This is a genomic window from Leptolyngbya sp. CCNP1308 (genome assembly GCF_034932455.1).
Taxonomy (GTDB): Bacteria; Cyanobacteriota; Cyanobacteriia; order Phormidesmidales; family Phormidesmidaceae; genus Nodosilinea.
The window spans coordinates 37,883-50,732 of record NZ_JAYGIH010000008.1; the positions used below are offsets into that span (position 1 = coordinate 37,883).

Genomic DNA, 12,850 nt, shown 5'->3' on the forward strand with positions numbered 1-12,850 from the left:
TGGAGGGGTGGGGCAGCGATCGCCACCCTCGGCTGATCTACTCAGCAGGTGGCAGCACAAACTCGGGAAACAACTCAGAGGTGCAGCTCGTATCGGGGGCGCGATCGGGATCATTCACAAAGGCCACGCCGATATCCTTAGCACACTGGGAGGCGACGATCGCCCCGTGGCCCGTGCTGGGAAACTCCACAAAAGTGCCGTTGCGCAGCCCTTCCATCACGCCGATGCCCATTTCGGTGTTGGTTTGCACGTCGTAGCGGCCTTGCAGCACCAGGGTAGGGATATTGCTGTTGATGGGGGCGTGTTCACTAGCCGGGGCCGCCTCTACGGGCCAGAAGGAACAGAGGTTGTAGGCTTGCTGGGCGGCCACCACTCGCCCCGTGCCGAGCTGGGGCATCAGCATGGTTTCATAGTTGGTTTGGGTTTGGGCCGGGTCGCTAAAGGGCACCAGTTCGCGGCAGTCTAAACTGCGAAACATGCCTGTGGTGATGTCGGCATCGACCCCAGAGAAGGAGTCGGTGAGAGCCGATACCACATCGTACACGTGGCGCACCTCAACGTCAGACATGGCCTGGACGGCGGCAGTGAGGCTGGCGGCGGTGTCGTCCTCAAATTCTTCTGCCACAAAGGCGAGCAGGGTCTCCCGGTTGCGGGGCGTCTCGGTGTAGCCCACACCCAGGAGGTTGACCAACAGCAGCACCCCCTCCGATTCGGGCAGGGTGTCGGCAACAGCCTGGATCTGCTGTACCCAGCGGCTGGCGGGGCGGCTGGTTTCGGCGGCCGCTGCCCTGGCCCGCAGAATATCCTCTGCCTTGGCCTCAAAATCTCGCGCCTCCAGGCGGTATGCCTCTGGCGAAGCTTCAAAGGTTGGTGGGCTGGCTTCGCTGCTGAACAGCGCCCCGGTAATCACCCCGGCAAAGGTGGTGGTGATACCCTGCTCCAGCTCTTGGACAATCAGCGGCACGTAGGGGGCCATCTGGCCGGGGTAGTTGTTCATCAGTGTGATCAGCGTGGCAAACTCGGCGGCGGAGACACGCTCGATGGGGGTGGTTAGTGGCCTCAGGGGGGTGATTGGTTCGGCCAGGGGTAGGGGAGCTTGATCGAGCTGGTTGAGCAGGGCGACGGTGCGTTCCGTCAGGTTGGGGTAGGCGGCCCCGCAGGTGGCATCGGCCTCGCAATCTTCCACCAGGTTGAGGAAGCTGACCTCCAGGTCGCGGACAATCGCCTCATACTTGTTGGCCTGCACGGGCACGGTAGAGTCGAGCACCGTGCTGCGTACCCGGTCGGGGTGGTTGGCCATAATCCGCTGGGCCAGATAGGTGCCGTAGGAAATGCCGTAGAGGTTGATCGGGCCGTAGCCCAGGGCGGTGGTCAGGTTCACCACATCCTGGGCGCTGTTGGGGGTGTTGTAGTTGCTGAGGTCGTTGCCGTGGTTTTCTAAAATGCGGGCACAGAGATCGAAGGCGGAATAGAGGTCCAGTACGTCGTCAATGGCGTCGGGAAAGCGCGATCGCATTTGCTCGCGCAGCGGATCGAGCGTGCCCGCGTACGAGCTATTGGGGTCTAAAAGCACCTTGGTGGTGGCCAAAACCGCCGGGGCACAGCCCAGCCGATTGGAGAATTGGGTGCCCCGCTGGTCGAGCACAATGATGTCGCGGGTTTGGCGCTGGGGTTCGTAGATTCTCGCCCGCATTTCCAACGCACTCGACGCTAGGGTGCTGCCCCCCGGCCCACCGCGCAGATCCATGATCGGGTCGGGGGCGGGGGAGAGGCTGCGGCTGTGCAACACGGCATAGGTGAGGTCGATCTGGCGACCGTTGGGCTCAGCGTAGTTTTCGGGCACGGTGAAGATGCCGCAGGTGATGGTTTCGCCTTCGATTTCGTTGGGGGGCAGCACCGTGGGGCAGGAGATGACGGTGAGCGGGTGGCGGGGAGCCTGGGCCAGCGCGGGGATCTGAGCAGCGAGGGCAGCGGCGAGGGTGAGGAGGGGTAGGGAGAGGGTGCGGTGCATGGGTTTATGGGGTGATGGGGTAGGGAGGATGGGGGAGATGGGGAGGGTGGGGAAGGGTGGAGGAGATAGGGATGGTGGGGAGTTTTAAGTTTTTGGAAGTGGGAAAGGGTTATTGGGGGCCGGGTACGGCGTGGTGGAGGTTAGTGAAGGTGGCTAGGGTCTTGTCCAGATCGGGGGGCTGGCGGGCTTGGGTGGCTTGCTCGATCGCATAGCCCACCGCCAGCAGATCGGGTTCACCCAGCGCTTTGCCGATCAGGTAAGTGCCCAGGGGTTCGCCCGTTTCTGCAAAATCGATGGGCACGGTGAGAGCGGGGTAGCCAGCGGCGGCGTAAGCTTGGGTGCTGGCGATCAGTACATCAATGCCCGCATCAGCAAAGAGCTGGTCGAGGGCGGTGCGGGCGGTGGTTTGGTGGGTTTCGCGCAGGGTGGTGTAGGCCGCCGAGGGGCTATCGCTGCGCTGGGCGGTGCTGAGGTGGTCTTGCCCGTAGGGAATACGGTTGGCGGGGTCGGCGTAGTTAAAGGAGACCACATCGACCAGGGCGACAACGGGTGGGTTGGGCAGGGTACTCAAAAAAGCATTGAGGGAGGCTTTGAAGCCGGGGGGCAGGGCGGCGTTGGCATCCGGTGCTGGGGGAACGGTTTCGCTATCTAGCTCGACGACGGCAATGCCCTGCTGGGTGAGGGCGGCGATCGCCGCTTTGGCCGCTTGATTATTGGCTTTCAGTAGGCTGATGACATTCGGCAAGGTCGCCCGCGCCTCCGCTGGCAGGTCTTCGGGCGGGTTGGCGAGGAGAGCTTCTAGATTTGCGATCGCACGTTCCGAAATTACCGCCACGCCCACCCGCCGCTGCTTGGCTCGATCTAGATCCAAAAACCGGGTAAAGTCTTCGCTCTGCAACTCTGCCACCTGGGGGTCGGGATTCTCCTCCGATCCTTCGTCGGTGTGGGTGAGGGCGCTGAGCAGGGTGGCCACATCGGTCACGGTGCGGCCCATTGGCCCCGGCACATCCATCCAGTCCACCAGGGGAATGACATAGTCGCCGCTGACCAGGCCGTGGGTGGGTTTCAGCCCCACGATGTTATTGGTGGCCGCTGGCCTGACGATGGAGCCCTCGGTTTCGCTGCCGACGCTGACGGCGGTAAGGTTGGCCGCGACGGACACCGCCGAGCCAGAGCTAGAGCCGAGGGGGTCAAAGGGGCCGTAAGGGTGGCGGGTTTGCCCGCCCAATGCGCTAAAGCCGCTGGGCATGGCGGGGTCAACGTAGTTAGCCCATTCCGACAGGTTGGCCTTACCGAGAATGACGGCTCCTGAGTTCCGCAGGTTTTTGACCAACTGGGCATCGCGATCGCCCCGCCAATCTTTCAGGGCATAGGCTCCGGCGGTGGTGTGCATCCGGTCGCCCGTGGCGATGTTGTCTTTAACCAGCACCGGGATGCCGTGCAGCGGCCCCCACAGATTCCCCCCGGCCCGTTCGGCATCCAGGCTAAAGGCAATGTTTAGCGCCTCTGGATTCAGCTCCATCACTGAGTTGAGCTGGTTGACGTCGTAGCGCTGAATGCGATCGAGGTAGTAAACCACCAGTTCCTCGGCGGTGAGGTCGCCGCTGGCCATGTGCTGCTGCAATTGGGGTATCGTCGCTTCCAGCACCAGGGCATCCAGGGCGCTGCGCCGTTCAGCTGAGAAATTCGCCAGCGCTGGCTCAAAGGGGCTGAAGTCGCGCAGGCGCTTGCTGGTGTAGTCGGGTTCTGACAGCGGAAACTCAGTGGGGTAGGCGCGAGCGGGGCCTGCGGGGGGCGGCGCGATGGCGTGGATGTGGGTGGCCAGGGTGAGGGCGATCGCCGCCAGGGCCAGCGGTAAGATGCGACGAAGGAATTTCATGGGGGCTGAATGTAGGAAAGGATAAGCTGACCGGTCTACTCGTACTTAAACCTGGGTTCGACGTCGGCCAGGCAGCTACTCTCGGGCGTCTGATTGGGATCGGCCAGGAAATCGAGGGCGATCGCTTCCACACAGGTCGCGGCTGGGGTACCCTCTGGTGCCAGCATCGAGCCGTGCCCCACACCGGGGAAGGTGTAGACATGGGCATTCTGGAAATTGCGGGCGACGGCGTCGCCGTAGAGTTGGGGCGTGACCGGGTCGTAGCCGCCATTGAGAACTAGGACGGGAATCTCGGTGTTGTCGTAGGCGAAGACTGGCTCTCGCTCAACCTGAAGCAGGTCGCAGAAGCGCTGATAGGAAGCACTCTCATTCTCCCCGATTGCGATTAGCTGCTCGTAGGGGGCAGGAAACACGGTAGACGGATCTACTGCTATGGAATCGACCCGCGAACAGAGCACCGCGTGATACATGCCTGTGGCAGAATCAGTATCCTTGAGCCTCTTCGAGAGTTCGGATACGGCCCAGCTAAAATCCCCCTCAGCCGCCTGGTAAATGTTCTGGGGCAGGGCTGAGGCATTACCACTGTTGGCCATATAGGGTTCAAAAAACAGCAGAAATTCGTCCCGATCTAGCGTAGTTTCGAGGGTTTCCTCGGTGTCGGGGATTTTGAGCGTCAGCGGCACGGGGGTTTGCTCTAGACGATCTAGCAGGTCCAAAAAGACAGTTTCCAGGTTGGGGTAGGTCTGATTACACTGGGCATCGGCGGCGCAGGCGGCAAACAGGTTGCGCAGTGCCCCGCTCAAGGTGTAGGTGGCGGCCAGGTTAAAGTCGATATTCGTCGTCACCACCCCGTCGATGATCGCACTGCGGAGCTGGGCGGTGTGTTCCTCCGCCTGCTCTAGCACGTACTGCCCCAGCAGCGTGCCATAGGATACCCCGTAGTAATTAAACTGGTCGTAGCCCAGGGCTGTGGCCACCGCATACATATCGGCGGCATTTTCGATGGTGTTGAAGGCGTTGGGGTTAATGCCTGCGGCCAGGCTGCGATCGCGGCAGGCCACCATCCACTGGGTATCGGTGGGGGCGATTTCGTCGCGGGCCACCGCTATATTGTGCTCAGTGTTCTCAGGGCAGCCAAAGAAGGGGCGTGAATGCCCAGTGCCGCGCTGATCGACAAACACGAGATCGCGCTCTTGCAGCAAGGCGGGCAACACCGGCCAGTTGGGCAACACGCCGACCGCAAAGGTGTCAATGGTGGTGCTACCGGGGCCACCATTTTCCATAAACAAGGGGTCTGGGGCAGGGGTCTTGCCCAGGCTGCGGGTTCTGACTACTGCCACCTGAATGGTCGGCCCGTCGGGCTGGCTGTGGCGTTCTGGCACGGTGACATAGCCACAGTCAGACATAGCGCTTTGCAGCGCGTTCAGACCAAAGGTAGAACAGTCGGTAGATTCCCAGGCAGGGCTGGCGGGGGGAGTGGCGATCGCTGGCATAGCCGTGACGACGGTAACGCCCAGGGCGGTGAATCCGATAAAACGAGTGAAGAAGTGAGTCATAGGGGTATTGCCTAGATGGATAGAAAAAGCAAATTAGGCGAGCATAGGCCCAGTGGGTCGAGATCCCAGGGTTCTTCTGGTGGGTAGGCCAATGCTTGGGGTTAACAGACCGAAGAACCCTGGGATCTGTGGGTTAGCTGCTGGTATTTCGGTTCGGCCAGTGTCTTGGCGGGCGGGCTGAGATTAGGCTCGTAGCATTACCTCACCTCCTGATTGGCTGAGTGCTTGGGCAATTCATTGGGGTGGGCGGCGGGTACCTCCAGCGCATAGGTTTGGGGAATACCAATCTCGATGCCGTTGGCCTCTAGCGCCTTCCGCACCCGCAGGCGAAACTCTCGCCCCACGGCCATTTGCTGCCCCGGCTCGGTCTGAATCCAGACGGTGATGGTCAGGCCAATGTGGGAGACATGGTCGATGCCCAGCACCGTGGGCTCGGCCAAAATTTTGTCGTGCCAGGCGGGGTCGCTGTAGAGGGTTTGGGCCACCTCGTTCAGCACCCCCAGAGCGTTGTCGGGGTCGGTGTGGTAGGCCACATCAATGGTGAAATTGACTCGCGACCAGTTGCGGGTGAGGTTTTTGACCTGGGTAATGCTGCTGTTGGGCACCGTCACCAGTTCGCCGCTGGCGCTGCGCAGTTGGGTCACTCGCATGGTGAGGTTTTCCACCAGCCCGGTGGCCGAGCCCAGGTCGATCACATCGCCGATCGCATACTGGTCTTCGGCCAAAATAAAGAAGCCATTCACCAAGTCTTTGATCAGGTTTTGGGAGCCAAAGGTAATCGCCAGACCCGCCAAACTGCCGATCGCCACCACCGACGCCGTAGGTAGCCCCAGGGCATTGAGGGCCGAGAGCAGGCCGAAGAGGGCGATCGCGATCGTCACCAACCCCTTGACCGCCCCAGCAATGGTCGAGCTGCGTAGCTCACGGCGCTGGGCATCGCCAAAGTCGAGAAAATCCACGCGATCGAAGGGTTTCCAGCGATGGATGACGATGTCGATCAGGCGGCGGCTGATGCGAATAGCCAGCCCGGTAAAAAACCAGAGCAGCAGCAGGGCCAGCAGCACATTCAAAAACTTAAACCGATTGCGAATCAGGTAGGGTGAAACGACGACGACCCAAACAAACCCGCTATACCAGGCCAAAATCATCAGCCAAAACAGGAGCCACTGGAGAAAGTCCAGGACCGCCAGCTGGCGCTCGAGGGTAAAGACCTGGGGGAGCCGCTGCAAAAAGGCAGTCCGTGCCTGGATGATGGCCTCATGCGGGGAATCGGTCGCCCCATCCGCCGCCTCAGCGATCGCCACCGCTCGCAGCGCTTTCTTCTGCCGCCGCAGCTGGGTTTGCCGTTTCCACAGCCCGTACTTGAGCGCCACGAGCCCAGCAGTCAGCAACAGCAGCCCCAGCAGAATGTGGTTCACCCGGCGCTGGTCGTCGGGCAGTTTGGCCAGACCGTTGCGGAGTTCGTCTTCTAGCGTGTCGCGCCACTGGTTCGCCAATACGTCGATGGGCTGGCCGTTAAAATCGGCATCAAACGCCGTCACCGACAGCAGCACCAGGGGCCGGGGAAACTGGTCATCCCGGACATCAATCACAGCAACGTTGTTGAGCTGCGACACCTCAAACACCAGGCTCTCAGCGTTCATGGGGCGCTTCAGCAGCAGCAGCAGTTTGGACTGAATCTCTTCGGCCCGCTGTTCGACGGTCTGGCGATCGCCCACGGCATCCGGCGATCGGTCATACACCGTGGGCGAGGCAATGGTGAACAGCGTGGTGGCGCTGAGGGGCGATTCGACGGCGATCGCCTCTATATTCCCGTAGCGAGTCACAGCCTGCGGTGGCCCCACTGGCCCCTTGCCACCAAAGCCATCGGGCAGCGAAAACTGGGCCTGGCTGGGTTGGCCTACCGCCAGACTCAGGCCCAGGGCGAGAGCAAAGGACAGGGCAAACGTGAGCAGTCGTTTTAACGGCGTCGGCATTCAAGTCGGTATAGGTTGAACGGCTGCTGGTAGCGACAGGTGGAGGTGCCTTTAAATGCACTCCAGGCTCATGTGCCCGTCTGTCTTGTCGGGGAGTACAGGGGCTAGACCGGCGTGGTCAGCCTGGCAGCTAACGCTGACATATTCCATGTCTTGCAGTTGTAAGGCCCCTTCGGTGATGACCGGGGCAACCACGTCGGTTGCGGTGGCATCAAACTGGTCAACACTCTGCACACAGCCCAAAACTTGGCTGTCTCCCGCCTGGGCTGCGGGGGAAATCGCGAGTACCCCACCGCCGCCGCTGCAATAGGCCTCTAAGGTGCTGCCACTCTCCATCACCAGCGCTTGGCCATCAACGCTCAGGCTTAGACCTGGGGGTAGGTCAGCGGCGGGCTCCGTCGGCGGGTTGGCAGCACCCTCAGGGGTTACCTCAGGCTGGGAGGGCTGGCTTTGGCAGGCGGTTAGGCTCAGCAGGGCGATCGCGGCCAGGCCGCTAAAGCATCGATTTTTCATAGGGGTCACTTTCTAGAGAACCGTTCATGACACCGGTTACGGGGCAATACTGAGGCCCCTCGACCGACTAGCACCGCACCGGTTAATCCACCCCAGTAACGATGGTGGCGTCGAGCTTAAAGAACTCCGCATCATTCACCGAAACCAGGTATTGCCCGTCTACCATCTGCACCAGCACCTGATCGCTGGGGTCAACGGAGTAGAGTGTTTGGCCGTAGTAATAGAGATGGAGCACATTTCCCGTTGGCCCCACTAGGGTTAGCGTTGAGTTGCCGGGGTCGCCATAAAGGGCCGCCGCACGGCACATGAAATTGTAGGAGGGTTGACCCGCGGAACAGGGCACATTCCCCCCACCCCGACGCGGCTCGCTAGAAACCGTACTGGCATCCCAGTAGACGTAGATCGACACATCGGCCAGACGATAAATCAGGCCGGCGGTGCCCAAATCATCTTCGATCGTTCCAGGGCGACCGTTTTGGTCGGTGAAAGTCGCTGCCTGGGTGGAGGAAGGGGTCAATTCGTAGGTGGTGCCGTCCTTCAGGCGAATAGTGACATAGCCCTGGCGCTGCGAAAAGGTGCAGGTGTCGCTAGAGGTAGCGGTGTCTTCGCCGCGCGGATATACATTGCAGCGGGCGGTGGTGGTGTCGGCTTTGGCGGGGGCAAGGGCGATAAGGGTGGCGATCGCAGCCCCTGAAACTAGCGAAAAAAGTTGTTTTTTCATTGTTATTTCTAAAAGTGGGCACCGCTGCTGATTGAGATTGATCTCCCCAGGTGCTAGCGGTAAACGTTTCTCTCGATAACCCCCCTTTTTAAGGAGGCAGGGGGGATCCTCTCCTACAGCGCCCCCTCGTTGGCCGTGCTGTAGACGTAGTTGTAAAACTCGGTGCCCGTGACCACGTTGATAATCACAATGCGACTGGCACTTTGGTCATACATCACCCGCACGCGACCGTCTTCGCCCACGTAGGTATTGCCCGAGGTACGGGTCAGCGCCCCGCTAAAGGAAAACTCGCCATCGGTGATGTAGGCCGAAAGTTGACCGTTGCCAATGGGCGTTATCGTCGTCGATTCTGGGGCGTTAGAGCTAGAGCTGAAACTTGTCGGTGCGGGGGCACGAGAGGCTTCGGTGAAGATGTAGTTGTAGAACTCGGTGCCGGTGACAGAATTGAGCACCATCACTCTGCCCGTGTCGCGGTCGTAGGTGATTTGCACACCGTTGGTATTCAAGATATAGAAGTTGCCGTAGCTGCGCTGCATGATGCCGTAGACGCGAAATTCGGCGTCAGTAATGTCTACGGCGATTTGGTTGGGGTCGCGCTGGGGGGTCATGTAAGTGCGCTGGGGCGTTTTCGACTGGGCCAGCAACAGGGGAACGGCGGGGATGGGTGCGGCGGCGACAGGCAGGCCAATCCCGGTTGCGACGAGCAAGGCTGTCGCCAGAAAAATAGCTTGAGGTTTCATGATTAATCTCACCAAGGAATGAATGGGGAAATAGGGGGTAGGAGGAGGCAGGCCAATGTATTAACGGTGGGCAGTGCCCACCCTACAGACAGTCGAGGCGGTTCGGTCGCCTACAGAGCACCGTCGCTGGGGAAGATGATGAAGTCGCTGCGAATCCAGCCGTTAGCACCCGATTCCACAAATTGCACATTGCACCAGTTCAGGTCGCTACCGGGGGTATCGGTGTCTGGTTGGCACAGATAAATTCGGACCCGATCGCCCGCCAGCCCGTAGCCTAGAGGGCGCGATCGCACCGTGGGCTGGCTGCGCAGGTTGATCTGCGAGCCGCGAGTGTGGGCCACCAGCGTGCCGATGCGAGCACTACTGCCACCTATGCCTTGGGTGGCGGGGTCGGTGCCAATGCCTTGGGTGGCAGAGCTGGTGCTAAAGGTGCTCTCATCCCAATAGACCCAGAGTTGAGAGCCATCGACAAACTCAAAGATGGTGCCCACACTGCCCAGGCCGCTCTGGCGGTAGACCCTATGACCGTGCTGGTCGGTAAAGTTGCCTGAAGAAGCATTGGCCACCGGGGACAACTCGTAGCGCACCCCGTTGGATTGCAGGCTTATGGTGATGTAGCCCTGTCGTTGCGAAAAGGTGCAGGCGCTCGACAGGGAGGGGTAGTCTTCGCGCGGTGCGTACAGATCGCAGTGGGCGGGCACCGTGTCGGCCTTGGCCGCCAAGCCCATGCCCAGGGCAGCAAACGAAGTCACAGCAGACAGCAAAACAGTTTGAATTCTCATGGTCGCAATAGATATAGATATGACTTGAACGAGATGGATTGCCCCCTAGGGTGGGCACCGCCCACCAAAACCCTGGCTTATCGCCGTCCCCCCGCCGCGTGGGCTGGGGGGTTCGAGAGATCCATCAAGATGGGTGCGCCATCGACGGTCGATCGCTGGGGCACCCAGGCTCTGTTGCCGCCGTAGATGGCCACCTCAATGAACGATCGCCCTCCCTGCACCACGGCGGTGGGCGGGTTGGTGGTGGCGTAGGCAATGTCGCCCACGGCAAAGCGATCGCCCGATGCCGCCCCCGTATTGGGCCGCGAAAACACCGCCGTCTCGCGCACGATGGCGTAGCAGTAAGGCACCGCCCCTGATGGCCCGCCAGTGGCCCCACCCCCCGCCGCGTGGGCCGGAGGATTGGTGCACTGATCGGTACTCAAATCGACAATTAGAGGGACGCCATCAATGGTAGAGAGCCGGGGCACCCAGGCTTTGCGCCCGCCGTAGATGGCCACTTCGACAAAGGCGCGGCTGCCGTCGAAGCGGGTGGTGGGCGGGTTGGTGGTGGCGTAGGCAATATCGCCCCGGTTAAAGCGATCGCCCGTAGCGGCATTGTTGGCAGGGCGTGCAAACACGCTCAGTGTGTCTTTAACCACAAAGCAGTAGGGGGTAGACCCTCGATTTTGGGCTGGGATCGGGATGCTTAGGGAGCCTATCAATGTGGCAGCACCGAGGCAGACCGAGAGACACTTAAAAGGGGCAAACCTAAACGTCATAAATTGAACATACCTCCTCGGGCGCTAATCATGAATGCCTCAGACTTGCTGGAGTACAGATATCAGAAAAACTTAGATAAATATAGATTTCACAAACCCAGTTAATGCAGGCAAATAATTGTAAAAGCACCATAATTAGACTGAAGTGGAGTATATCAGGCAAATTTGGTTTTCTACAATAAATCTAAAGAGCGTCTTAAAGATCTTTTTGTCAGTTAAGTTAACTGAGATTTCGGGTGAGAAAAAATAGAAATATGGTTTATGTAAGATCCTTTAAGAATAAGCATTTTGCACTCAATAAATACATTTTTAGTACAAAAAAATATGATTTCAATAAGAGAATCTCAAGTACCCAATAAGCAAGGCAAGCATTATTAATTGATTGGTTCTGGCTCGCGGTCAGTTAAGCAGACTCTTGGTCAGTTAAGTCAGAAGTATTCAGAGGCTTTGCCACCCTGGGTGGGCAGCCTTAGACGATGTAAAGTACACACTATGAACTCTGACGAACGGCAGATTGTGAGGCGTAAGCGTGGGGTGTTGCTGAGTGCTTCAGGACTCGAGCGCCTGCGAGGTGCGATCGCCGATCTCGAAACCCAACACAACAACGCCACCCCCTACAGCGCCGAAGAGTTGAGCAGCCTTACCGCCGTGTCACCCTCCACCATTCGGCGATTGCGGGCGGCCAAATCGGGCATTGACCAGCGCAGCTTGCAGCAGATCTTTAGCGCCCTCAATCTGGATCTACAGGAAAGTGATTTTCAGTGGGTCGATCGCACCGACGCGGAGCTTGCCGCCGAAGAATTGGCTCAGCCGTTCCCCGCCGCCCAAACCTACCGCTATCCAAGCGGGCCGCTGCCCCTAGCGTCGCCGCTGTATATTGCGCGATCGCCCATCGAAGAACTGGCCTTTCAAGAGATCACCCAACCCGGTTGCGTGGTGCGCATCAAAGCCCCGCCTCAGTTTGGCAAAAGCTCGCTGCTGCTGCGGATTGTCCACCAAGCTCAGCAGAGGGACTACGCCACCGCCCTAATTGATTTACAACAGTTGGATGCCGCCATCCTCAACGATGCGGATCGCTTTTTGCAGTGGTTTAGCGCCACCCTGGCCCTCCGGCTCGGCGTTGATGCCGACCCCGCCACCGCCTGGAACCAGCTTGTCGGTAGCCAGCTTAGCGCCACCCTGTTTGTGCGCGAGCAGGTGCTGCGCTCCGTCAACCGTCCCGTCTTGCTGGCGATCAATGACCTGGGCCGCCTGTTTGAGCATCCCGCCACTGCCCAGGGATTTTTGCCGCTGCTGCGATCGTGGTACGAAGAAGCGGGCCACGACGACCTGTGGCAGCATCTGCGCCTGGTAGTGACCTACTCCACTGATAGCTATCTGCCGCTGGATATCAACTATTCGCCCTTTAACATTGGCCTGCCCCTGGCGCTGCCAGAGTTTACAGCGGCCCAGGTGCTAGAGCTGGCGGGGCTGTATGGGCTGGAGTGGAGCGATCGCGAAGCCGACCCACTCCTGGCTCTGGTGGGCGGGCACCCCGCGCTGGTGCATGGGGCCATCTACCACCTCCGTCAAGAACTGTTGACATTTGACGAGCTGTTGCAAAGCGCCAGCACCCAGGGCATTTACCAGGGGCATTTGCAAAAACTGCTGGCTGCGGTCAATCAGCCCCAGTTGGTTGAGCCACTGCGATCGCTGGTCATGGGTGAAGGGGCGATCGCCCTCGCCCCAATGCTGGCCTATCAACTTGAAGGAGCTGGCTTGGTCAAAGGTTCAGCTGAGGGCTGGCAGGTCAGATGCGAACTCTACCGTCAGTATTTTCAGCACAAGCTGTTTGGCCAAACCTGCTAAGCAACGATTTCAGGGGCTGTATTTGTCAGTCAGATTAGCGTGAGCGGTAAGCCAACTAAATGA

At 59.7% G+C, this 12,850-nt stretch carries 10 protein-coding genes; 1 reads left to right on the forward strand and 9 read right to left on the reverse strand.

All coding sequences use genetic code 11. The features are described 5' to 3' along the window. Positions 1–37: 37 nt before the first annotated feature. The 9 genes from VB780_RS05735 to VB780_RS05775 form a co-directional block, all read right to left on the reverse strand. Positions 38–2,011, reverse strand: coding sequence for an alpha/beta hydrolase (locus tag VB780_RS05735; protein ID WP_323350183.1), 1,974 nt, complete (start codon positions 2,009–2,011; stop codon positions 38–40). 109 nt (positions 2,012–2,120) lie between these two features. After that, positions 2,121–3,890 carry an amidase family protein gene (locus tag VB780_RS05740; RefSeq protein ID WP_323350184.1) on the reverse strand — a complete coding sequence of 590 codons (1,770 nt, stop codon included), beginning with the start codon at positions 3,888–3,890 and terminating at the stop codon, positions 2,121–2,123. 35 nt (positions 3,891–3,925) lie between these two features. Continuing rightward, a complete protein-coding gene (locus VB780_RS05745) occupies positions 3,926–5,446 on the reverse strand; it encodes an alpha/beta fold hydrolase (protein WP_323350185.1) in 1,521 nt (506 codons plus the stop codon). Positions 5,447–5,643: 197 nt separating this feature from the next. Further along, positions 5,644–7,422, reverse strand: coding sequence for a mechanosensitive ion channel family protein (locus VB780_RS05750; RefSeq protein WP_323350186.1), 1,779 nt, complete (start codon positions 7,420–7,422; stop codon positions 5,644–5,646). A gap of 51 nt (positions 7,423–7,473) precedes the next feature. Beyond that, positions 7,474–7,935, reverse strand: a complete 462-nt coding sequence (locus VB780_RS05755; protein WP_323350187.1) for a hypothetical protein — start codon at positions 7,933–7,935, stop codon at positions 7,474–7,476. Between the two features lie 82 nt (positions 7,936–8,017). Next, positions 8,018–8,656, reverse strand: coding sequence for a hypothetical protein (locus VB780_RS05760; RefSeq protein WP_323350188.1), 639 nt, complete (start codon positions 8,654–8,656; stop codon positions 8,018–8,020). 113 nt (positions 8,657–8,769) lie between these two features. After that, positions 8,770–9,396, reverse strand: a complete 627-nt coding sequence (locus VB780_RS05765; RefSeq protein WP_323350189.1) for a hypothetical protein — start codon at positions 9,394–9,396, stop codon at positions 8,770–8,772. Positions 9,397–9,506: 110 nt separating this feature from the next. Next, entirely contained in the window at positions 9,507–10,178 is a 672-nt protein-coding gene (locus tag VB780_RS05770; protein WP_323350190.1) for an SH3 domain-containing protein, read from the reverse strand. A 77-nt stretch (positions 10,179–10,255) separates the two neighbouring features. Next, positions 10,256–10,819, reverse strand: coding sequence for a hypothetical protein (locus VB780_RS05775; protein ID WP_323350191.1), 564 nt, complete (start codon positions 10,817–10,819; stop codon positions 10,256–10,258). Between the two features lie 612 nt (positions 10,820–11,431). Between VB780_RS05775 and VB780_RS05780 the strand changes: the two genes are divergently transcribed. Beyond that, positions 11,432–12,787, forward strand: a complete 1,356-nt coding sequence (locus VB780_RS05780) for an AAA-like domain-containing protein (RefSeq protein WP_323350192.1) — start codon at positions 11,432–11,434, stop codon at positions 12,785–12,787. The last annotated feature ends 63 nt before the right edge of the window (positions 12,788–12,850 follow it).

Coding starts and splice junctions, on each gene's coding strand:
- VB780_RS05750 (WP_323350186.1), bottom strand. CDS start 7,422: ATGCCGACGCCGTTAAAACGACTGCTCACGTTTGCCCTGTCCTTTGCT.
- VB780_RS05755 (WP_323350187.1), bottom strand. CDS start 7,935: ATGAAAAATCGATGCTTTAGCGGCCTGGCCGCGATCGCCCTGCTGAGC.
- VB780_RS05745 (WP_323350185.1), bottom strand. CDS start 5,446: ATGACTCACTTCTTCACTCGTTTTATCGGATTCACCGCCCTGGGCGTT.
- VB780_RS05780 (WP_323350192.1), top strand. CDS start 11,432: ATGAACTCTGACGAACGGCAGATTGTGAGGCGTAAGCGTGGGGTGTTG.
- VB780_RS05740 (WP_323350184.1), bottom strand. CDS start 3,890: ATGAAATTCCTTCGTCGCATCTTACCGCTGGCCCTGGCGGCGATCGCC.
- VB780_RS05770 (WP_323350190.1), bottom strand. CDS start 10,178: ATGAGAATTCAAACTGTTTTGCTGTCTGCTGTGACTTCGTTTGCTGCC.
- VB780_RS05765 (WP_323350189.1), bottom strand. CDS start 9,396: ATGAAACCTCAAGCTATTTTTCTGGCGACAGCCTTGCTCGTCGCAACC.
- VB780_RS05735 (WP_323350183.1), bottom strand. CDS start 2,011: ATGCACCGCACCCTCTCCCTACCCCTCCTCACCCTCGCCGCTGCCCTC.
- VB780_RS05760 (WP_323350188.1), bottom strand. CDS start 8,656: ATGAAAAAACAACTTTTTTCGCTAGTTTCAGGGGCTGCGATCGCCACC.